Origin of the sequence: Pseudomonas idahonensis (assembly GCF_037903935.1) — a bacterium.
Classification (GTDB): Bacteria; Pseudomonadota; Gammaproteobacteria; order Pseudomonadales; family Pseudomonadaceae; genus Aquipseudomonas; species Aquipseudomonas danubii.
This window is the reverse complement of sequence record NZ_CP149586.1, coordinates 587,566-607,982: the sequence shown is the minus strand read 5'-3', so window position 1 is coordinate 607,982 and position 20,417 is coordinate 587,566. Positions and strand designations below refer to the sequence as shown.

17 protein-coding genes and 1 riboswitch are annotated in these 20,417 nt (G+C 61.9%); of the genes, 6 read left to right on the top strand and 11 right to left on the bottom strand.

The annotated features are described in order from the left end of the window. Positions 1-210 precede the first annotated feature (210 nt). On the bottom strand, positions 211-2,100 hold the full coding sequence (thiC, locus tag WIN67_RS02695) for a phosphomethylpyrimidine synthase ThiC (protein ID WP_102862886.1): 1,890 nt from the start codon (positions 2,098-2,100) through the stop codon (positions 211-213). Between the two features lie 163 nt (positions 2,101-2,263). Continuing rightward, positions 2,264-2,368: riboswitch (TPP riboswitch) on the bottom strand. Between the two features lie 196 nt (positions 2,369-2,564). Here thiC and WIN67_RS02690 point away from each other — a divergent pair. After that, the gene (locus WIN67_RS02690) at positions 2,565-3,995 is read left to right on the top strand and encodes a TolC family outer membrane protein (RefSeq protein ID WP_110595432.1); all 1,431 of its coding nucleotides are present in this window, start codon (positions 2,565-2,567) and stop codon (positions 3,993-3,995) included. Positions 3,996-4,071: 76 nt separating this feature from the next. Here the strand turns inward: WIN67_RS02690 and waaA are convergent, their stop codons facing one another. Together waaA and WIN67_RS02680 are read right to left on the bottom strand one after the other, a co-directional pair. Further along, complete coding sequence (gene waaA / locus WIN67_RS02685) at positions 4,072-5,352, bottom strand: lipid IV(A) 3-deoxy-D-manno-octulosonic acid transferase (RefSeq protein WP_170001593.1); 1,281 nt, start codon at positions 5,350-5,352, stop codon at positions 4,072-4,074. Between the two features lie 22 nt (positions 5,353-5,374). Continuing rightward, the gene (locus WIN67_RS02680) at positions 5,375-6,259 is read right to left on the bottom strand and encodes a LysR family transcriptional regulator (protein ID WP_162884166.1); all 885 of its coding nucleotides are present in this window, start codon (positions 6,257-6,259) and stop codon (positions 5,375-5,377) included. Between the two features lie 111 nt (positions 6,260-6,370). Between WIN67_RS02680 and WIN67_RS02675 the strand changes: the two genes are divergently transcribed. The 4 genes from WIN67_RS02675 (at position 6,371) to WIN67_RS02660 (ending at position 9,838) form a co-directional block, all read left to right on the top strand. Then, complete coding sequence (locus WIN67_RS02675) at positions 6,371-6,703, top strand: DMT family transporter (protein WP_011058907.1); 333 nt, start codon at positions 6,371-6,373, stop codon at positions 6,701-6,703. A 137-nt stretch (positions 6,704-6,840) separates the two neighbouring features. Continuing rightward, on the top strand, positions 6,841-8,016 hold the full coding sequence (locus WIN67_RS02670; RefSeq protein ID WP_339070597.1) for an NAD(P)/FAD-dependent oxidoreductase: 1,176 nt from the start codon (positions 6,841-6,843) through the stop codon (positions 8,014-8,016). Further along, positions 8,013-8,825: an aldo/keto reductase gene (locus tag WIN67_RS02665; RefSeq protein WP_102882029.1), complete on the top strand. Its 813-nt coding sequence runs from the start codon at positions 8,013-8,015 to the stop codon at positions 8,823-8,825. The genes WIN67_RS02670 and WIN67_RS02665 overlap by 4 nt, the downstream gene beginning before the upstream one ends. Positions 8,826-8,866: 41 nt before the next feature. Next, entirely contained in the window at positions 8,867-9,838 is a 972-nt protein-coding gene (locus tag WIN67_RS02660; protein ID WP_102862880.1) for a metal ABC transporter ATPase, read from the top strand. Between the two features lie 51 nt (positions 9,839-9,889). Here WIN67_RS02660 and hldE read toward each other — a convergent pair whose 3' ends face one another. From hldE to msbA, 4 genes are all read right to left on the bottom strand, one after another. Further along, the gene (hldE, locus tag WIN67_RS02655) at positions 9,890-11,323 is read right to left on the bottom strand and encodes a bifunctional D-glycero-beta-D-manno-heptose-7-phosphate kinase/D-glycero-beta-D-manno-heptose 1-phosphate adenylyltransferase HldE (RefSeq protein WP_102863061.1); all 1,434 of its coding nucleotides are present in this window, start codon (positions 11,321-11,323) and stop codon (positions 9,890-9,892) included. A gap of 102 nt (positions 11,324-11,425) precedes the next feature. Next, complete coding sequence (cysC, locus tag WIN67_RS02650) at positions 11,426-12,037, bottom strand: adenylyl-sulfate kinase (protein ID WP_110650965.1); 612 nt, start codon at positions 12,035-12,037, stop codon at positions 11,426-11,428. Continuing rightward, complete coding sequence (locus tag WIN67_RS02645) at positions 12,030-12,734, bottom strand: sulfotransferase family 2 domain-containing protein (RefSeq protein ID WP_273923745.1); 705 nt, start codon at positions 12,732-12,734, stop codon at positions 12,030-12,032. Before WIN67_RS02645 ends, cysC begins: the two co-directional genes overlap by 8 nt. Before the next feature lie 190 nt (positions 12,735-12,924). Beyond that, a complete protein-coding gene (gene msbA, locus WIN67_RS02640) occupies positions 12,925-14,730 on the bottom strand; it encodes a lipid A export permease/ATP-binding protein MsbA (protein WP_102882032.1) in 1,806 nt (601 codons plus the stop codon). A 156-nt stretch (positions 14,731-14,886) separates the two neighbouring features. Between msbA and WIN67_RS02635 the strand changes: the two genes are divergently transcribed. After that, the gene (locus WIN67_RS02635) at positions 14,887-16,749 is read left to right on the top strand and encodes an O-antigen ligase family protein (RefSeq protein WP_339070596.1); all 1,863 of its coding nucleotides are present in this window, start codon (positions 14,887-14,889) and stop codon (positions 16,747-16,749) included. An 81-nt stretch (positions 16,750-16,830) separates the two neighbouring features. On the opposite strand, the gene WIN67_RS02630 is transcribed toward WIN67_RS02635, so the two are convergent. The 4 genes from WIN67_RS02630 to WIN67_RS02615 are packed head-to-tail and all read right to left on the bottom strand — an operon-like array spanning position 16,831 to position 20,382. Next, a complete protein-coding gene (locus tag WIN67_RS02630; RefSeq protein ID WP_102862875.1) occupies positions 16,831-17,451 on the bottom strand; it encodes a CatB-related O-acetyltransferase in 621 nt (206 codons plus the stop codon). Between the two features lie 14 nt (positions 17,452-17,465). Beyond that, positions 17,466-18,350: a glycosyltransferase gene (locus tag WIN67_RS02625; RefSeq protein WP_123391324.1), complete on the bottom strand. Its 885-nt coding sequence runs from the start codon at positions 18,348-18,350 to the stop codon at positions 17,466-17,468. Beyond that, positions 18,347-19,501, bottom strand: a complete 1,155-nt coding sequence (locus tag WIN67_RS02620; protein ID WP_339070595.1) for a glycosyltransferase — start codon at positions 19,499-19,501, stop codon at positions 18,347-18,349. The genes WIN67_RS02625 and WIN67_RS02620 overlap by 4 nt, the downstream gene beginning before the upstream one ends. After that, positions 19,498-20,382 (bottom strand): DUF6625 family protein, encoded by an 885-nt coding sequence (locus WIN67_RS02615; RefSeq protein WP_110595425.1) that lies wholly within the window; start codon positions 20,380-20,382, stop codon positions 19,498-19,500. Before WIN67_RS02615 ends, WIN67_RS02620 begins: the two co-directional genes overlap by 4 nt. Positions 20,383-20,417 lie beyond the last annotated feature (35 nt).

Sequence of the window (20,417 nt, the reverse complement as noted above, 5' to 3'; positions counted from 1 at the left end):
TGGTCGGCCGGCACCGCGAGATCGGGAGATCGGGAGATCGGGAGATCGGGAGATCGGGAGAGTAGGTACTTGCACTGCGCAAGGGATCTATCTCAGAAAGAACAGGAGCAAGCTGCAAGCCTCAAGCGTCAAGCGTCAAGCGTCAAGAAAAAGCACTTCGGCCTTTGCTTTCCGCTTGCAGCTTGCAGCTTGCAGCTTGCAGCTCGTGGCTTAGACCTTCTTGTACAGCTGGCTGCCTTCCTGCTTGAAGCGCGCGGCCTGCTCGGCCAGGCCCTTGGCGACGTCCACGTCCACCGCTTCGATGCGCTGGTTGGCCGCGTATTCGCGCACTTCCTGGGTGATCTTCATCGAGCAGAACTTCGGCCCGCACATGGAACAGAAATGCGCCACCTTGGCCGAATCCTTAGGCAGGGTTTCGTCGTGGTAGGAGCGTGCGGTGTCCGGGTCCAGGCCCAGGTTGAACTGGTCTTCCCAGCGGAACTCGAAACGCGCCTTGGACAGGGCGTTGTCGCGGATCTGCGCGCCAGGGTGACCTTTGGCCAGGTCGGCAGCATGGGCCGCGATCTTGTAGGTGATGATCCCGGTCTTCACGTCATCCTTGTTCGGCAGGCCCAGGTGCTCCTTGGGCGTGACATAGCAAAGCATGGCGCAACCGAACCAGCCGATCATCGCCGCGCCGATACCGGAAGTGATGTGGTCGTAGCCCGGAGCGATGTCGGTGGTCAGCGGGCCCAGGGTGTAGAACGGCGCCTCGTCGCAGCACTCCAGCTGCTTGTCCATGTTCTCCTTGATCAACTGCATCGGCACGTGGCCCGGGCCTTCGATCATGCACTGCACATCGTGCTTCCAGGCGATCTTGGTCAGCTCGCCGAGGGTTTCCAGCTCACCGAACTGGGCTTCGTCGTTGGCGTCGGCAATCGACCCCGGACGCAGGCCATCTCCCAGGGAGAAGCTGACGTCGTAGGCCTTCATGATTTCGCAGATTTCGTCGAAATGGGTGTAGAGGAAGTTCTCTTTATGGTGCGCCAGGCACCACTTGGCCATGATCGAACCGCCCCGGGAGACGATGCCGGTGACGCGCTTGGCGGTCAGCGGTACATAGCGCAGCAACACGCCGGCGTGGATAGTGAAGTAGTCCACGCCCTGCTCGGCCTGCTCGATCAGGGTGTCGCGGAACAGCTCCCAGGTCAGGTCCTCGGCCACGCCGTTGACCTTTTCCAGGGCCTGGTAGATCGGCACGGTACCGATCGGCACCGGCGAGTTGCGGATGATCCACTCGCGGGTTTCATGGATGTGCTTGCCGGTGGACAGGTCCATCACCGTGTCCGAGCCCCAGCGGATGCCCCAGGTCAGTTTCGCCACTTCTTCCTCGATGGAAGAACCCAGGGCGCTGTTGCCGATATTGCCGTTGATCTTCACCAGGAAGTTGCGGCCGATGATCATCGGCTCCAGCTCAACGTGGTTGATGTTGGCCGGGATGATGGCGCGGCCGCGGGCGATTTCCTCGCGGACGAACTCTGGGGTGATTTCTTTCGGGATGCTGGCGCCGAAGCTGTGGCCGGCGTGTTGCTGCTTCAGCAGGCCGGCGGCGCGGGCCTCCTGCAGCTTCATGTTTTCGCGGATGGCGACATATTCCATCTCGGCGGTGATGATGCCTTTGCGCGCGTAGTGCATCTGGCTGACGTTGGCCCCGGCCTTGGCTCGGCGCGGGTTGTTGACGTGGGCAAAACGCAGCTTGGTCAGTTCCGGGTCCGCCAGACGCTGCTGACCGAAGTTGGAGCTCAGGCCCGCCAGGCGCTCGGTGTCGCCACGGTCTTCGATCCACGCCGAACGTACATCACCCAGGCCCTTGCGCACATCGATCACCACGTTCGGATCAGTGTAGGGACCGGAGGTGTCGTACACAGTGACCGGCGCGTTGATCTCGCCGCCGAAATCGGTGGGGGTCACGTCCAGGGTAATTTCGCGCATAGGCACGCGGATGTCCGGGCGGGAACCCTGGACATAGACTTTTTGCGAGCGGGTAAAGGGCTGCACCGATTGTTGGTCGACTTGGGCCGACTCACTGAGGTTGCTAGCGTTTTTTAGTTTTGTCGTCATCACGGGCTCTCCAGACAGCATCCAGGCAGTGGGATTTTGTCGGAGCGAACCTGTAACGGACGGACGCACCCTGTCTAAGCAACTAGTGAGTGCAGTGCTTGGTACTCGAGGGGTGTTCGATTGTCGAACAACATCCCGGACGAAGCACAAGAGGACTCGCCGGGTGACGAGAAATCTTGTTCCCTACGCAGGCGCTAACCTGATCAGGTTCAACGGGATCCGGATTATCCGATCTCAGCCTCATAGCAAGGCACCCCGACAAGAACCGGGCCAGTCTAGACAAAGCCGGGACAGAACGCCAACCCCCGTGCAATAAGCAGGATGAATGGCGTAATTAGCGGATTGTTGCGACCTGCCAGCGGCTCTACACTCCTTGCCCTGTGTCGAACCTTGACGCTCTATGGGTCGCGCCTTAGCCTTGGCGCCTGGATTATCTCCGTAATATCAACTCTAGGGATCGCCGAATGCTGCGCAAACTCTCACTGGCTGTTGCCGTGTCTTGTGCGTCCAATGGAATGGCCTGGGCAGCAGAAGCGCCTTTGACCACCAAGACCGACCTGGTCAGCGTCTATCAGGAAGCGGTGGACAACAATGCCGATCTGGCCGCTGCACGCGCCCAGTACGGCGCCCAGAAGGAAGTGGTGCCCCAGGCTCGCGCCGGGCTTCTGCCCAACCTCTCGGCCGGCGCGGACATGAGCAATACCCGCACCAAGTTCGATGAACCTTCCATGACCTCGACCCGCAGCGGCAACGTCTACCAGGCCACCCTGGCCCAGCCGCTGTTCCGTGCCGATCGCTGGTTCCAGTTGCAAGCCGCCAAGGACATCAACGAGCAAGCCTCCCTGCAACTCTCGGCCACCGAGCAGAACCTGATCCTGCAAAGCGCGGAGAACTACTTCGCGGTGCTGCGCGCCCAGGACAACCTGGCCTCGACCAAGGCCGAGGAAGCCGCGTTCAAACGCCAGCTGGATCAGTCCAACGAGCGCTTCGATGTGGGCCTGTCGGACAAGACCGACGTACTGCAATCCCAGGCCAGTTACGACACCGCCCGGGCCAACCGCATCCTTGCCCAGCGCCAGGTGGACGACGCCTTCGAGGCCCTGATCACCCTGACCAACCGCGAGTACAACGCGATCCAGGGCATCGTCCATACCCTGCCGGTGCTGGCGCCGACCCCCAACGATGCCAAGGCCTGGGTCGACACCGCCGCCAAGCAGAACCTCAACCTGCTGGCCAGCAACTACGCGGTCAGCGCCGCCGAGGAAACCCTCAAGCAGCGCAAGGCCGGGCACGCCCCGACCCTGGACGCCGTGGCGCAGTACAAGAAAGGCGACAACGACGCCCTGGGTTTCAGCAACCCCAATCCGTTGACGCGCTACGGCAGCGATGTCGAACAGCGCTCCATCGGCCTGCAGTTGAACATCCCGATCTACAGCGGCGGGCTGACCAGCTCCCAGGTTCGCGAGTCCTATTCGCGCCTGAGCCAGACCGAACAGCAGCGTGAATCCCTACGCCGCCAGGTGGTGGAGAACACCCGCAACCTGCACCGCGCAGTGAACACCGATGTCGAGCAGGTCCAGGCCCGACGCCAGTCGATCATCTCCAACCAGAGTGCGGTGGAAGCCACGGAAATCGGCTATCAGGTGGGGACGCGCAATATCGTCGACGTGCTCGATGCCCAGCGCCAGCTGTACACCTCGGTGCGCAACTACAACAACAGCCGCTACGACTACATCCTCGACAACCTGCGCCTGAAGCAGGCCGCCGGCACCCTCAACCCCGGTGATCTGCAAGACCTGTCGCGCTACCTCAAGGCCGACTACAACCCGGACCGCGACTTCCTGCCGCCGGACCTGGCCAAGGCCGCACAAGAGCAACTCAAGGCTCGCCCCTGAAGGCCGCAGCCATAAAAAAGGCCACCCCTGCGGGTGGCCTTTTTGCATGCCGGCAAAGCGCTTTCGGAGCTACGACTCAGCGCTCCTTGAGCAAACGGTCGAGCCCATCGAGCAAACGCTGCAAAGCGCCCTGATTGGCCTTGAGCACCTTGAGCCCGGCCTCGGCCATCTTCTGTGCATCCCGGGGCAACTCGAACAGGCGCTGCACCGCCACCGCCAGTCCCTCAGCGTCATCCACCTCCTGCAAGGCACCGGCCTCGCGCAGCATCGCGGCGATTTCCAGGAAGTTGAACAGGTGCGGCCCGCTGATCACCGGTTTGGCCAGGGCCGCCGGCTCCAGCAGGTTGTGCCCGCCATTGGCGACTAGACTGCCGCCGACAAAAGCGCTGTCGGCCAGGGCGTAGAGGAACAGCAACTCGCCCATGGTGTCCCCCAGCAACACCGAGGTGGTGGCGCCCACCGGTTCCCCGGCGGAGCGGCGAACCGTCGCGAATCCCTGTTGCTGGCACAGCTCGAACACCGAGTTGAAGCGCTCCGGGTGCCGTGGCACCAGGATCAGCAAGGCATTCGGATAACTGGCCAGCAGTTGCCGATGGGCATCGAGCACCACGGCGTCTTCACCTTCGTGGGTACTGGCGGCGATCCACACCGGGCGCTCCATGGCCTGCCATTGCTGGCGCAGATCCCGGGCACGCTCCAGCAGTTGCGGGTCAATGCTCAGGTCGAACTTGATCGAGCCTGTGACTTCCACCGTCTCGGGACGTGCACCCAGTTGACGGAAACGCTCGGCTTCGGCTTCGGTCTGCACCGCGAACAGGCTCATTTGCCCCAGCATGGGCGCGGTCAGGCGGGCAAAACGTCCATAGCCCTTGGCCGAACGCTCGGACAGCCGGGCATTGGCCAGGGCCACCGGAATCCCGCGCCGGGCGCACTGGTCAATGTGGTTGGGCCACAGCTCGGTCTCCATGATCACCGCCAGCTTGGGCTGCACCCGATCCAGAAATCGCGCCGCGGCGCAGGGCAGATCGTAAGGCAGGTAGCAATGCTGGATTCGTGGCTCATTGGCGAACAACGCCTGGATACGCTCGGAGCCGGTGGGCGTCATGCAGGTCACGGTGATCGGCAACTGGGGATAACGGGCCAACAGGGCACGAATCATTGGAGCGGCGGCGATGCTCTCGCCCACAGACACCGCATGCACCCAAATGCCGCCAGTCTGCATGGCCGGCAAGCCCAGGGAGAAACGCTCGCCAATGCGCTTGGCATAAGCCGGAGCCTTGCGCGAACGCAGCCACAGGCGAATCGCTACCAATGGCAGCCCCAGGTAAAACAGTGCGGTATAGAGAGTTCTATTCATGGCGGCGGAGTTTATCGGTTTTTTAGCCGATCGCCTTCAGGTGCACGGCAAAACGTTCCGCCAGCCAACGCGCCGCCGGCCCCAGAGGTTCGTCGCGGCGCCAAGCCAACTCCACCACCAGCGCCGGCGGGGTCCATTCGCTGACCAATTCGACCATCTGGTGCTGGTAAGCCGGGTACTGCACCACATGCCGCGGCAGCCAGGCCCAGCCCAGGCCGCGCATCAGCCATTCAGCCATGACATAGAAGCTGTCAGCCCGCCAGACCTGGGGGCTGACCTGCTCGCCACCGGGATAACCGCTGAGTTGGGGAGCGATCAGCAACTGCCGGTGCCGGGCCAGAAGCTGGCGATTGACCCGTTTCTCATGGGCCAGCGGATGCCCCACGGCGCAGACGGTGACCATCTCGACGCTGCCCAGGGCTTGGCGCTCCAGGGTTTCCGGCATCTGCTCATGGTGAAACAGCAGCCCCAAGTCGGCCCGACGCTCCACCAGTTTGCGCGCCACGTCCCCCTGAGCACCGCTGGCCAGTTGCACTTCCAGGCTGGGAAAGCGCTCGGCCAGTGCCTCCAGGCTGTCGAGCACCGGCTGATAGGGCATCGCCTCATCCTGGGCCAGGCGCAACCGCGCCTCCTGGCCCCGCATCAAGGCCAGCGCCCGGCCATTGAGGCGATCACACTGGCGGAGGATTTCCCGGGCCTCCTGCAACAAGGCACTGCCGGCTTCGGTGAGCTTTGGCTGACGGCCGCTGCTGCGCTCGAACAGGCTCACTCCCAGGTCCTCTTCCAGCAGGGCAATGGCACTGCTGATGGCGGACTGAGCCTTGCGTTGCTGGCGGGCTACTGCAGAAAACGAGCGCAGCTCGGCAACACTGACAAACAGCCGCAACTGCTCCAGGTTCCATTGCATGTTCATAGGGCAACCTATCTTCATAACAGATAGGTAATGACTTTACCCCATCTGAGCAGCCTCTAGAATGCCGACCTCAGAAAAGCAGTCCCAGACACGAGGAACCCTCCCATGAACGCTTACTACTACCTGGCCATCGCCATCTGCGCGGAAGTAATTGCCACTGTTTCAATGAAAGCGGTCAAGGGCTTGAGCACACCGCTGCCCCTGGCGCTGATCATCGTCGGCTACGGCGTGGCGTTCTGGATGCTGACCCTGGTAGTGCGCACCGTCCCGGTAGGCGTGGCCTACGCAGTGTGGGCTGGCATGGGCATCGTCATGGTCAGCATCGCCGCCCTGTTTCTCTACGGCCAGAAGTTGGATATCCCGGCCATGCTGGGCATGGCGCTGATCGTCCTCGGCGTGGTGGTGATCCAGCTGTTCTCTAAAACCGCCGGGCACTGACCCTCTGCTCATGCAGGAGCCGGCTTGCCGGCGAGCAGCCCACCCCGTGACAACCTGTCACGGGGTTCGCCTGGCCGCTCCTACAGATTCACGAGCCTGTATACTGCGCCTCTCGTTTTGAACACTGAGGTCGCTGCATGCCATCCGCTATTTCTACCGATGTGCTGATTGTCGGCGCAGGCGTCGCCGGTCTCTGGCTGAACGCCCGCCTGCGGCGTCAGGGCTTTTCCACTGTACTGGTGGAAAGCGCCAGCCTCGGTGGCGGACAGAGCGTGAAATCCCAGGGGATCATCCACGGTGGCGCCAAATACGCCCTGCACGGCGCCCTCACCGGTGCCTCGGAAGCCATCGCCGACATGCCGCGGCGCTGGCGCGAAGCCTTGGCCGGCACCGGCGAGCTGGACCTGTCCGGCGTGCGCCTGCTGTCCGACGCCCATTACCTCTGGTCTCCCGGCACCCTGGCCGGCAACCTCACCAGCTTCTTTGCCAGTAAGGCCGTGCGCGGCCGGGTCGATCAGGTCAAGGGCGAACAACTGCCCCCGGCCCTGCAAGACAAACGCTTCAAAGGCAAGGTCTATCGTCTGGCCGAGCTGGTGGTGGATGTGCCTAGCATCATCCAGCGTCTGGCAGACCTCGGCGGCGATAGCCTGCTGGCCGGACAGAAGATCGAGCCCCTACTGGAGAATGATCATCTGGTGGGCCTGCGGATCGATGAACGCGAGATCCGCGCGCAACGCATCGTCCTCAGCGCCGGTGCCGGCAATGCCGACCTGCTCAAGGCTATCGGCCTGAGTCAGCCGGCCATGCAGCAACGTCCGCTGCACATGGTGCTGGTCAAGGGGCCAACCCTTAAACCCCTGTACGCCCATTGCCTGGGCGGCGGCCCCAAACCCCGGATCACCGTCACCACTCACCCGGCTGCCGACGGCCAATGGGTCTGGTACCTGGGAGGCGATCTCGCCGAAGCCGAAGGCGTGGCCCGGGAACCGGCGGCGCAGATCGCTGCTGCCCAAAAGGAACTGGGACAGTTGCTGCCTTGGGTCGACCTGAGCCAGGCGCAGTGGGCCACCTTGCGAGTGGACCGGGCCGAGCCGGCGCAATCGGGCCTGACCCGGCCGGATAACGCCTTCCTCGCCGAGCAGGATCGCCTGCTGGTGGGTTGGCCGACCAAACTGGCCCTGGCGCCGGACTTCGCCGACCGCGTTCTCGCGGCTCTGGAGCGCGACGGCATTCGTCCAGGCCGCAGTGACCCACTTCCCGCCCTGCCCAAGCCGCCCCTGGCCCAACCGGCCTGGGAGCAACTGCTGCCATGAGCCAGCCGACCCTGCATAACCTGCATCGCCCCATCGGCAGCACCGGCCTGATGGTTTCGCCTCTGGGCCTGGGCACGGTCAAGCTGGGCCGTGATCAAGGGGTGAAGTACCCCAGCGGCTTCCAGATCCCGGATGACCAGGAAGCCCGCATGCTGCTCAAGCTGACCCGCGACCTGGGCATCAACCTGATCGACACCGCCCCCGCCTACGGCCGCAGCGAAGAGCGCCTGGGCCCCCTGCTACGCGGCCAGCGCCAGGAATGGGTGATCGTCAGCAAGGTCGGCGAAGAGTTTGCCGACGGCGTGTCCCGCCACGACTTCAGTGCCGCTCACACCCGACTGTCCGTGGAGCGCAGCCTGCAACGCCTGGAAACCGACTTCATCGACCTGGTGCTGGTGCATTCCGACGGCAACGACTTGGCCATTCTCGACCAGAGCGAGGTCTACCAGACCCTGGCGCAGCTCAAGCAGGAGGGCAAGATCCGTGGCTTCGGCTTCTCCGGCAAGACCGTCGACGGCGGTCTGAAGGCTCTGGAGCAAGGCGATTGCGCCATGGTTACCTACAATCTGAACGAACAGGCCGAGCGGGCGGTCATTGACTATGCCGCCGACCACCACAAGGGCATCCTGGTGAAAAAGGCCCTGGCCAGCGGCCATGTCTGCCTGAGTCCGGGCGTCGACCCGGTGCGGGCCAGCTTCGAACTGCTGTTTGAGCGGCCCGGCGTTGCCAGTGCTATCGTCGGGACCATCAACCCGTTGCACCTGGCCCATAACGTGGCGACCGTGGCACAGGTTTTAGGCAAAAACTGATGCCGCCGACGCGGCCGACCCCGACGCAAGAAGGAGCCGAGATGTCGCGACCGCTCATTAGAAAGAACCCCAGCAACTTCAAGACCCTGCCGCTGTTCGTCGAAGCGACTCCCGAAGGCCTCTGCTACCAGAGCGTCGGGAGGCCGCTGAACTTCGCTCAGACCCTGCAGCGCCGACGCGCGGTGACGGTGGCAGACCACGAAAGGTTTGCCTTGGAACTGGCCAACCTCGGGGTTTCTGTACGCCTGACCCTGCACTGGCAGAACCGTGACTACTGGGTGCTGGTGCGCCAGCGACGCCAGGACCGCGGCGACGTGGTGCTCAAGCTGATCTCCGGCTACGTACCCGCCCATGAACTGAACCTGCCGCTGCACACGGCCATCCAGGAAATCGCCGAGGAATGCCTGCTGGAAACCCCGGAAGGCTGGCTCGGCGGACGCTTCAACGACACTTGGCTACCTGCCCCTTACGCAGGGGCCCTGCATTATCGCGAGGCCCTGCCCTTTCGCCTGACTCCACTGTCCGGAGCCGCGCGACCGGTACGCTGCGCCAACCTGCAATTGCTGGAGCGACCCCGGGCCTACGTGCACCTGCCCACCGCCTCGTTGCAACTGATCTACGACCTGCGCCTGGACGTCCCCAAGGAAGCCAAGTCGCTGAGCCTGTTCCACGTCGACGAGCGCCTGGAAGGCGACCAGTTGGTGGCGCGCCTGGACCGCAAGCGGCCGGATCTGTACCTGATGCCCCTGGACAATGGCCAGCCCTGTGCCGAGCTGTACACCTTGAAGAAGGATCAACTGCACCCGGCCAGCACCCGCGGCCTGTACCTGGCGGAAAGCTTCGCCCAGCAGGAAGGCTGGGTGGTGCGTGAGGAGCGGATTCGCTGGAAGGACTGGCTCAGGCAACGAGGCCTGAGCGAACCGGAAAAGGACTCGAAGCTTTCGCGCCTGACCGGCAAGGCCCGGCAGATCCTGCGCAAGATGGTTCCCGCCAAGGCCAGGCGCCAAGGCTGAGGCAAAAAAAACGGCGCCTGGAGCAGGCGCCGTTTTTTCAGACTGCAACCGTTACTGGGCCTTGTCGGTCTTGCGGATCTTCTCGACGATGGCGGTGGTCGAGCTGTTCTCCACCAATCCCAGCACCTTCACCGTGCCGCCATACGCCGTGACGATATCGGCGCCCACCACCTGATCGATGCCGTAGTCGCCACCCTTGACCAGCACGTCCGGGCGGACCTGGGACAGCAGGTTTTCCGGAGTGCCTTCAGAAAAGCTGATCACCCAGTCCACGGCACCCAGCCCCGCCAGCACCGCCATGCGCCGGTCGACACTGTTGATCGGACGTCCAGGCCCCTTGAGGCGGCTTACCGAAGCATCGTCGTTGATCGCCACGATCAATCGATCCCCTTGAGCCCGGGCCTGTTCAAGGTAGGTCACATGCCCCGCGTGAAGGATGTCGAAGCAGCCATTGGTGAACACGATCTTCTCGTTGTGCGCCCGGGCATCATCGATGGCCAGCAACAGCTGATCGAGGCTCAGAACACCGCGCTCGGAACCTTCCTCGCGCTGGATCGCCCGACGCAGCTCCGGTGCACTGATGGCCGCCGTACCCAGCTTGCCAACCACAATGCCCGCGGCCAGATTGGCCAGGCCCACCGCGTGGGGCAGCTCTTCACCGGCGGCAATCGCTGCCGCCAGGGTCGAAATCACGGTATCACCGGCCCCAGTGACGTCGAACACTTCACGGGCACGGGCCGGCAGATGCAGGGCCGGATGATCCGGACGCAACAGGGTCATGCCGTGCTCGCCACGGGTCACCAGCAGCGCCCCCAGCTCCAGATCGTGCATGAGCTTGGCGCCCTTGCTCACCAGTTCGTGCTCGTCGGCGCAGCCGCCGACTATGGTTTCGAACTCGCTGAGGTTCGGCGTGATCAGGCTGGCACCACGGTAGATGGAGAAATCCTTGCCCTTGGGGTCCGCCAGCACCGGAATGCCACGGGCCCGCGCGGCCGCGATCAGCACCTGATGGTTGCGCAGAGCGCCTTTGCCATAGTCGGACAGCACCAGCACCTTGATGCCGTCGAGCAAAGCGTCAACCTCGGCGGCCAGGGCCAGGGCGTCGGTGGCAAAGGGTTCTTCAAAGTCGATGCGCAGCAGCTGTTGGTGACGGCTCATGACCCGCAGCTTGACGATGGTCGGCTGGTGGGCAATGCGCTGGAACAGTGCACGTACGCCCGCACCTTGCAGGCTGTTGGCCAGGCTGTCGGCAGCCTCATCGTCACCGGTCACCCCGACCAGGGAGGCGGGCGCACCGAGGGCGGCGATGTTCAGGGCAACGTTGGCGGCACCACCCGGGCGGTCCTCGATCTGCTCGACCTTGACCACCGGCACCGGCGCCTCAGGGGAAATCCGTGAGGTACCACCATGCCAGTAACGGTCGAGCATGACATCGCCCACCACCAAGACAGGGGCTTGATCGAATCGCGGCATGGACAACTTCATGGAGCATCCCACATACAAAATGAACAGGGGCGCGATATTAACACAGGGTTGGCGCCGCCTAGTTCTATGCCTTGAGTGAGGCCGGTGAAGATTTTCTACGATTCATTTGCACGGCAGCAGTTGCAGCAGCTGGCGGATCGCCTCCGGCAACTCCACGCAGGACGTATCGATCTCGCAATCGGCTTGCAGCGGCGCTTCGTAAGGACTGTCGAGCCCGGTGAAATCCTTGATACGGCCCTCCAGGGCCGCCTGATACAGGCCCTTGGGGTCACGCCGGGCACAGGCCTGGAACGGCGTGCTGATGTACACCTCGATAAACTGTCCAGCCCCGAACAGCGCCCGGGCAGCATCACGATCGGCGCGAAACGGTGAAATCGCCGACACGATCACCAACAGCCCAGCCTCCACCATCAGCCGCGCCACCTCGGCCATGCGGCGGATATTTTCCTTGCGTGCCTCGGCCCCCATTCCCAGGTCACGGCACAGCCCACTGCGCACATTGTCGCCATCAAGGACGAAGGTATGCATGCCCAACTCGTTGAGGCGCAGTTCCAGCAGGTTGGCCAGGGTCGACTTGCCGGCCCCCGACAGGCCCGTCAGCCATAGACAACAGGGCTTCTGCTGCTTGAGGGCGGCCCGGGCCTCGATGGACAGCGACAGGCTGTAGGGGCGGATCTGCAGTTGCTCCAAAGGCGCACAAGCGAGCTTATTCATAACCCAGCATCTCGTAGTCGCGTTGATAGACACGGCGCACCAGGCGACGGGTGCGTACCGAGCAGAATTCCCTGACAGGGGTAGTGCGGCGTTGAGCAGTGCCGTTGACATGGGGCAGTTGGGCATCGACCCCCAACTGCTGGCACAACAGCTGGAAGTCACGTTGCAGGTGCTCCTGATAGCCGATGAAGTCCAGGGCCAGGCGCCCCAGGGAGTCGGTGAGGAAGTCGCTCTGGGGCGCGAAATGCATCTGCCTGTGGATATTCTCCGAGTGCAGCCAGCGACCGACGAAGTCGTCGAAGTCCCGGTAGTGCGTCACCAGGCTCTGGGCCGCCTGATCCCGTCGCCCCAGGCGGTTGCCCCGCAAAAAGGCATAGGCCGAATAGGCGCGTTCCAGGGGATCGCGGACGAAGGCGAACTTGAAGCTGCTGGAAAACGCCCGGGGGAACTGTTGCTCATACCAGTACAACGGCAGATGCCCCGGCATCCACCCGTCGAACAGGGCCGAACAGACGCTGCTGCCGGCACACTTGGGAACATGGATAAACAGACAGGAATGACGGGCAAAAGCATCGGGGAACCGCACATTGGCGGACATGGACTTGTTCACCACCTGACGATCCACCACCGACAGGCGACCCAACAGGAAATGACGCTGGGTCTTGGGTAATAACTTCCACACAAAACGTTGCAGCATTGCGGTACCCACGCGAGAAGGATGGCCCTCTCGATCCATTCGAAGACTCAGGCGGGAACCATAACAAGCGTGAAACGCAGAATTATTTAGCCTTGGTCAAGACTGTAAGACGGGCCATACAAATGATGCCAAGGTGCCTTGCACACCCTGGAGGCTCCGGGGAACGAGCGGGCTCGCTCCCCGGAAAGACTCAGGCGATCCCGGTGGGTGCAGGCTCTTCCAGACCCATGGCATGCAACCGCGAGTAGTAGCCATTCTGGGCCAGCAACTGGGCGTGAGTGCCGCGCTCGACAATCCGTCCCTGATCCATGACCAGGATCATGTCCGCCTTCTCGATAGTGGACAGACGGTGCGCAATCACCAGGGTGGTACGTCCCTTCATGACCTTGTCCAGGGCAGCCTGGATATGCCGCTCGGACTCGGTGTCCAGGGCCGAGGTGGCCTCGTCGAGAATCAGCAGCGGAGCGTTCTTCAGCAAGGCCCTGGCAATCGCCAGGCGCTGACGCTGGCCACCCGAAAGCAGCACGCCGTTCTCTCCCACCTGAGTGTCGAGGCCTTCTGGCAACTGAGCGATGAAGTCCATGGCGTAGGCGTCGGCCGCGGCCTTTTCGATGTCCGCCCGCGGTGCCCCGGCCAGGTCGCCATAGGCAATGTTGTTGGCCACGGTGTCGCTGAACAGGGTGACGTGCTGGGTAACCTGGGCGATATGCCGACGCAGGTTCAGCAGGCGGTAATCTTCGACCTCGGTGCCGTCCAGAAGGATCTGGCCCTTGTCATGGTGATAGAAGCGCGGGATCAGGTTGGCCAGGGTCGACTTGCCGCTGCCGGAACGCCCCACCAGGGCGACCATTTTTCCGGGCTCGACGCTGAAGCTGATGTCATCCAGCACCTGACGCTCGGTACCTGGATAGGTGAAGCTCAGGTTACGCACTTCCAGGTGTCCGCTGATGCTGGCGTGTTCCACCGTGCCACGATCGACCTCGGGCTCGACGTCCAACTGTTCGAAGATGCTTTCCGCGCCGGCCACGCCTTTCTGGATGGTGGAACTGACTTCCGACAGCTGACGAATGGGCTTGGGCAGCAACCCGGCCATGGTGATGTAGGCCACCATTTCCCCCGCCGACGCATCGCCACGCAGATACAGGACCAGGAACATCAGCACCGCCATGGCGCTGTAGATCACCAGTTGCAGCAGCGGCGTGTAGATCGCGCCGGTGCGGGTCATGCGCAGTTGCTTGTCGGTATTGCCCTGGCTGGCTGCCAGAAAGCGCTGCTGCTCATAGGTCTCGCCGCCAAAGCTGCGTACCACGCGATAGCCCTGGATGGTTTCCGAGGCAACGTGAGTCACGTCGCCCATGGCCACCTGGATCTTCTTGCTTTGCTTGCGGAATTTCTTGCTGGCGGTACGCACCATGATCGCAATCAGCGGCAGGATGGCAATCATCACCAGGGTCAGGCGCCAGTTCATCCACAACAACGAGGCAAACAGGAAGATCACCGTCATGCCTTCGCGGATCACCACTTTGATCGCATCGGTCGCGGCCCCCGTAACCATGGTCACGTTGAACGTGATGCGCGAGATCAGGTGTCCCGAGTTGTGCTTGTCGAAGTAGCGGTTGGGCAGGGTCAACAGGTTGTTGAACAACTGCACTCGCAGGTCATGCACCAAACCCAGGGAAACCTTGGCCAGGAAGTAATTGCCCAGGTAGGAACCCAGGCCCTGCCAGGCAGCGATCAGCACGATCAACAGTGGCACCGCCTGCAGCAGCCGCATGTCTCGCAGGTAGGGCACAGTGGGAAACAGCGCAGCCTCGGGATTGGACAGGCCATCGACGAAATACTTGAGGATGTAGCCGAGCATGGGCTGGGTCGAAGCGAAGATCAGGAACCCGACGATGCTGATGAGAAACAGACCAATATAGGGCCGCACATAGCCAAGCAGACGGAAGTAGATTTTCAAGCTCGAAGGGCTTGCGCTGGGACTGGAGTCGGTCATATCACGGGAATGTCGTCAAAAAGGAGGCTGACTTTAGCACAGCTTGTTCGAGGTACCGGCACTCCCAAGGGACCGAGATTGTTCAGCTGACCAACGACACCACCCGGTATTAATCGCTATGATTGCCGGCTTAACTTCCGGGATGAACGTCTAAGCATGCAACCCAACGCTCTTCGCAACACGTCGAATCGAGTATTCGATTTCATTTGCCTGTGGATTCTGCCGCTAGGGTATCTATTGCTGCTCTGCGCGCTGTTTTTCCTCCCCGGCCGCAGTCAGTTGCACAAGCTGTACTACGGCCTGTTCAGCATCCCGACGTTGATTGCCTTGTGCACACGCCCCAGCGAACTGAAAGGACTGCTGCGCGAACCTATCTTCATCGCCATGCTGCTGTTCTGTAGCTGGGCCATCGTCAGCCTGGCCTGGAGCCCGCCGGTCGACAGCGTGCTGGGAGAGATCAAGACCCCTTTGCATACGCTGATGCTGTTCGCCGGCTGTACCCTGCTGGTGCGCTATCGCAATGACATAGTGCAGCCACTGATCTTCTGCGCGGCGATCGTTGCCCTGCTCGCCTCGATCTTCAACCTGTACGTCTTCGTTCGCTACCACACCCCCGATCTGCGCATGGTGGGTGTCGGAGCCTTTGACAATCCGCTGCTGAGCTCCCACGTCTTCGGGTTCTTCTGCGTCTACTGGCTGAGCCTGAGCATGACCTGTCGCCGCTACCAGATGCTCTGGCTGAGCATTCCGGCAATGGCCATCATGTTTGCCGCACTGATTGCCACCGGCTCCAGGACGCCCTTGGTGGGGCTGACCCTGGCCGCTCTCTGGCTGAGCTTCATCAGCTGGAACCGCCGCTCGTTGATGCTGCTTGCGGGCATGGCAGTAGGCGGCGCGGCGGTCCTGCTCCTGTTCTCGCAGATGCTTCTGGAGCGTGGCAGCTCTTCGCGCTTCGACCTCTGGCGCCTGGCGCTGGAGCAGATCGTCAATCATCCCTGGATCGGTCATGGCTATAACGCCAGCCTGTCCCTGGACCCGGGTATCGGCTTCCTCCTGGAAGAGCCACACAACTTCGCCCTGGGGGTTCTCTACTATGTGGGCATCTTCGGCCTGCTGCCGTGGCTGTTCATGCAGGCCTGGGCCCTGCTCAAGAGCTGGCAGCTTCGCGCCACACCCTTGCTGATCCTGGCTTCCAGCTGGTTGGTCTTTGGCATTGGCGCCGGCCTGACAGAAGGCGGCGGGATTCTTTCGCGTCCAAAGGAGCACTGGTTCCTGCTGTGGATCCCCCTGGCCATGATCGCCGCCCTGTGCATTCACCAGCGCGCCAAACGTTCGCCGCCTGTGCAGGTAGCCTCGCTGAGCCCGGCCGCAGCCGAACAACTGCTCGCCAATGCCCAGGTCATCGAAGCCGATGGCCTGGGGCCCAAGGTCCTGCGTCTGGAGGATGGCAGTTTCTTCAAGCTGTTCCGCCCTCGTCGCTGGTACACCTCGGGAGGGTTCAACCCCTACTCCGAGCGCTTTGCCGCAAACAGCGAGCAACTGCGTGATCTGGGCATTACCACCCCGGTCATCCTGGGCCTGTACCGACTTGCCGACGGCAGCAACGCCGTGCGCTACCAGCCACTGCCTGGGCAGACCCTACGCCAGCACCTGCAATTGGCAGGCTCGGCAGAAGAGCGCGCGCAGTTGATCAAGGACTTCGGTACGTTCATGGCTCGACTGCATGAACAAGGGGTGTACTTTCGCTCGCTTCACCTGGCCAATGTGCTGGTCCTGGAGAACGGCGAATTCGGCCTGATCGATCTTGCCGATCTACGGGTTTACCCCTCCTCGCTGAGAACTTCACTGCGCCAGCGCAATCTGCGGCACATGCAGCGCTATAGCGAAGACAGTAACTGGCTGTTCCAGGAGCACCTGAATGCACTACAGGCGGGGTATGCGCTGCCTACCTCGATGTCCCGTGCAACCGGCCTGCTGAAGCAACTGCCTGCGAGCGACGAGCGCCAAGGCGCTCACTGAAACCCTGCACCCACATCTGCACCCTGACAGTCGCACAAGGCTGTCAGGGAATCAGGTCATAGGGGATTGAGCCGCTGAACGTCAGGCCTGACGCTGCCGGGCATAGGCCAGGAAGCCTTCGATATCATCACTGCACAGCTTGTCGGCAAGCCCGTGCAACTCGGCTTCCGGCCAGTCCCACCAGGCACTCTGCAACAACTGCTGGCGCTGTTCTTCGGGGAAGCGCCACCGCAGGAAGCGCGCCGGATTGCCACCGACCACCGCATAGGGCTCCACATCCTTGGTGACCAGAGCCCCCGCCGCGACAATCGCGCCATGGCCAATGGTCACACCGGACAACAGTGTGCTGTTGGAGCACAGCCATACATCACTGCCCACCCGCACATCGCCATTGGTGCCGGCGTAACCGCTGATATGCGCGGCCTGGGGTAGCATTGCGGGAAAGGGGTAGGTGCTGACCCAATCCGCACGGTGGTGACCACCAAGAAAAATCTGCACGCCTTCGGCGATCGAGCAGTAAGCACCGATGCTCAGGGTCGAACCTTCCTGCCAGTCATGCACCTCAGGCAAGCCATAACTGCCGCGGCCAATGCTGTACCCCGGATAACGCTGCTGGAAGCGCACCACGCCGCGTTCGATTTTCGGCAGTTTGCGGATCGCACGCTTGGCGCGCTTTTCAAGAAAGCGTTGAATCCAGCCCATGCTCCGGCGCCCCTTCAGTCTTTTTCCAGCGGCGAAAAATACAAGCGGCCCAGCCCACGCCAGGTTTTCTTGTTCCAGGCCTTGAACGGAATCTGTGCCAACAATTCGCGAGCCAGTTTCCGATCGCGATTGGACACCTTGAGGAACATCGAACTGAGGAACTTGTAGCGAACCTCCTCGTACAGCGGATGCTCACTGAACAGAGCGTAGGTGCGCAGGATGTTGTCGATCATGAAGCGGTGGTTCTTGTAGGAGTTGGTGGCGTGCTTGCGATAACGCGCCATCACTACGTTCAAGCCGTCGATAAAGTAGCCCGCATGGGTGATCTTCAGCTCGATCAGCAAGTCCTCAAGGCGGATATTCGGGTCGAAACCACCGACCTTCTCCAGTGCCTCACGGCGAATCATCAACGTCGGCGCAGGCGGGTAAGGCTTGCGCTCAAGGAACATGTCATCGAAATCCAGACGCCGGAACGGTACATCACGGCGCTGGCGATTTTCGGGAAACAGGTTGCCATCGCTGTCGATCAACTCAATATTGCCGGCGCAGATCCCGACCTCCGGCTTGCCGTCCAGGTATGCCACCTGAGTCGCGATACGCTCGGGCAGCATAATGTCGTCGGAGCCGAAGGGCACGATCAGGCTGCCCTTGGCCCGAGCGATGGCGCCATTGAGGGTATTGGTCAGCCCCTGATTCTGCTGAACGCGGAAGTCGAAACCATGCAAGGCCTGCAGCCGCCGGATACGCTCGACGCTGTCATCGCTGGAACCGTCATCCACCACCAGCAGTTCGATGTTCGAATAGGTCTGGTTGAGCACGCTGAGAATGCTCTGCTCGATATAGGGTGCGTGGTTGTAGGAGGCGATGATTACCGTCACCACAGGTTGCTGGTCTGTCATTGCTGCCTCTTGCCCGCCTGACTCAATCCCGAGTCGATCAATTGCCGGTATTCCTCGCGGAACACCTCGATATCATGTTCTTTCTGCAGATAGCGGTACGCTTGCTGGCCCTTATCGGCCAACGCCTCATCGGAGAGCCCCAGGTAATTGTCCAATGCCGCCGTCAGCGCCGGCACATTGGCCGGCTCAACCGCCAGGCCACCGGCCCCTTCAATCAGCGGCAGCATGGCCGGTACATTGGAAGCGATCACCGGTAACTGCCCGCTCATGCCTTCCAGCAACGCCAGGCCCAAGCCTTCGGCCAATGACGGCATGGTCCAGATATCGAAGGCACGCACATACTGCAGTGCGTTCTCCTTGAAGCCCAGCAGGTGGGCCCGACCCTGCAGGCCCAGACGCTCGATCTCGGCGCGCAGATTGGCCTCTTCGCGCCCGGCGCCAATGATCGCCAACTGAGTCTGCGGGTACTTGTCCTTGAGCTGAGCAAATGCCTGCAGCAGGTAAGTGTGGCCCTTGACCGGCACCAGGCGCCCCAACGCACCGATCAGGCGCACGGAAGGGTCCAGCCCCAACAACTCACGAGAGCGCTCGCGGGAGTGCTGCAAGGCTTCGGCCTGTTCGATATCGATGGCGTTGGTGATCGCCCAGGTGTTCTGGTCGGTGAAACCGCACTGGCAATCCAGCAAGTACTGCTTGACCGCGGGCGATACACCGACAAAACGCCAGTGCCGGTCGATCAGGCGCTGGGTCTGGCGCCGCCGGTAAAGCCGGTCGTACTCACCGAAACCATGGGAGATGCCAATGCAAAGTGGGACCTTCAACCAACGGTTGAGGGTCAGCATCATGTTCACCGGCTTGAAGCGATTGCAGATCACCACATCGAACTTTTCCTTGCGGCAGAACTGATACAACCGCCACATGGCCCGCAGACGCATGCCTTTCAGGGCCTTGTCGGAAAACTCGAAATACACCGAATGATCGGCCCGGCTGACCGGATCAGCCAGCCCGGGTCGCCCGCGCAGGAAGGCCGCCGTCATCTCGTACTGGTCAGTCGGCAAGGCCTTGACGATCTGCTCCGCCAGGTCGGCGAAGTCGTGGGATTTGACGTTGTAGTCCGGCTGCAATTGCAGGACCTTGAAGCGCTGACTCATAACTCTCCCCGGTGGAAACCTGTGGCATCGATGACCCAGGAAGACTCGCCGGCCAGGGCCTGGACCACCTTGGCATCCTGCTCAGGCAAATCCGACCACTCATTGCGCTTCCAACACACAAAGTGGAAATACGGAAAACTGCGGTCGCCGTCGCGGTCATTGGTCAGATGCCCATCCTTCCAGTACCAGCGCGTTGGAAAATCACGACTGCCGTCATGCCAGTCGATCACTCCGCCCGGCGTGCTGAACGCCTCAGTGAACTCACTGCGACGACGCCATGGATTGAACTTGCCCACCAGTTTGAACAGCGGCTTCGGGAAGTTCTTGCGCCAGAGAAAAATCCGACTGAACGCCCCTTCATCCAGTGCATGATGCTGCTGGTCGGTAAAGCGCGTCTGCCAATCCTTGATCTGCCTGAACAATTCAAGCTGGCGGGCGCTGTTGCGTATCAGGCACAAGTGCCCAGCGACGCGACGCTCGTGGGTGGAGAACAGGTCATACTTCGCCAGACGATCTGCGGTGAAGTAGGCCCGCAGGTCACCGTAGACCAGATCGATATCGCCGAAAGCCCAAAAGTCGTAGCCCAGCAGCCGATCAATATGGATATAACCCATTGCAGGCCTGATATCACAGAGCTTGTAAGCCGCATTGGGCGCAAAATCGATGTTCAGGCGCTGGGACACCAAGGCGCAATAATCAGCAAAGCTGATGCTTTCAAACTGGACGTTCGGCGGCAGATTATCCGGAATCCCACAATCGCTGAAAAACAACCAGTCAATATCCGGATTGCGTCGGCAGCTTTCGAGAAAAAACGGCAGCCAGAATGGCCAACGCCCGAAATAGGGCATGAGAAACAGGATTCGCGGGCGTGGATTGATCACAAAAGACTCGCTGTCAGGTTAGGGGCACAACAGAT

Excerpts from the sequence above, each read along its gene's own strand:
- hldE (WP_102863061.1), bottom strand. The coding sequence starts at position 11,323 with ATGAAGTTGTCCATGCCGCGATTCGATCAAGCCCCTGTCTTGGTGGTG.
- waaA (WP_170001593.1), bottom strand. The coding sequence starts at position 5,352 with ATGAATAGAACTCTCTATACCGCACTGTTTTACCTGGGGCTGCCATTG.
- cysC (WP_110650965.1), bottom strand. The coding sequence starts at position 12,037 with ATGAATAAGCTCGCTTGTGCGCCTTTGGAGCAACTGCAGATCCGCCCC.
- WIN67_RS02625 (WP_123391324.1), bottom strand. The coding sequence starts at position 18,350 with ATGACAGACCAGCAACCTGTGGTGACGGTAATCATCGCCTCCTACAAC.
- WIN67_RS02690 (WP_110595432.1), top strand. The coding sequence starts at position 2,565 with ATGCTGCGCAAACTCTCACTGGCTGTTGCCGTGTCTTGTGCGTCCAAT.
- WIN67_RS02665 (WP_102882029.1), top strand. The coding sequence starts at position 8,013 with ATGAGCCAGCCGACCCTGCATAACCTGCATCGCCCCATCGGCAGCACC.
- thiC (WP_102862886.1), bottom strand. The coding sequence starts at position 2,100 with ATGACGACAAAACTAAAAAACGCTAGCAACCTCAGTGAGTCGGCCCAA.
- WIN67_RS02630 (WP_102862875.1), bottom strand. The coding sequence starts at position 17,451 with ATGGGCTGGATTCAACGCTTTCTTGAAAAGCGCGCCAAGCGTGCGATC.
- WIN67_RS02660 (WP_102862880.1), top strand. The coding sequence starts at position 8,867 with ATGTCGCGACCGCTCATTAGAAAGAACCCCAGCAACTTCAAGACCCTG.
- WIN67_RS02675 (WP_011058907.1), top strand. The coding sequence starts at position 6,371 with ATGAACGCTTACTACTACCTGGCCATCGCCATCTGCGCGGAAGTAATT.
- msbA (WP_102882032.1), bottom strand. The coding sequence starts at position 14,730 with ATGACCGACTCCAGTCCCAGCGCAAGCCCTTCGAGCTTGAAAATCTAC.
- WIN67_RS02680 (WP_162884166.1), bottom strand. The coding sequence starts at position 6,259 with ATGCAATGGAACCTGGAGCAGTTGCGGCTGTTTGTCAGTGTTGCCGAG.
- WIN67_RS02670 (WP_339070597.1), top strand. The coding sequence starts at position 6,841 with ATGCCATCCGCTATTTCTACCGATGTGCTGATTGTCGGCGCAGGCGTC.
- WIN67_RS02635 (WP_339070596.1), top strand. The coding sequence starts at position 14,887 with ATGCAACCCAACGCTCTTCGCAACACGTCGAATCGAGTATTCGATTTC.
- WIN67_RS02645 (WP_273923745.1), bottom strand. The coding sequence starts at position 12,734 with ATGCTGCAACGTTTTGTGTGGAAGTTATTACCCAAGACCCAGCGTCAT.
- WIN67_RS02620 (WP_339070595.1), bottom strand. The coding sequence starts at position 19,501 with ATGAGTCAGCGCTTCAAGGTCCTGCAATTGCAGCCGGACTACAACGTC.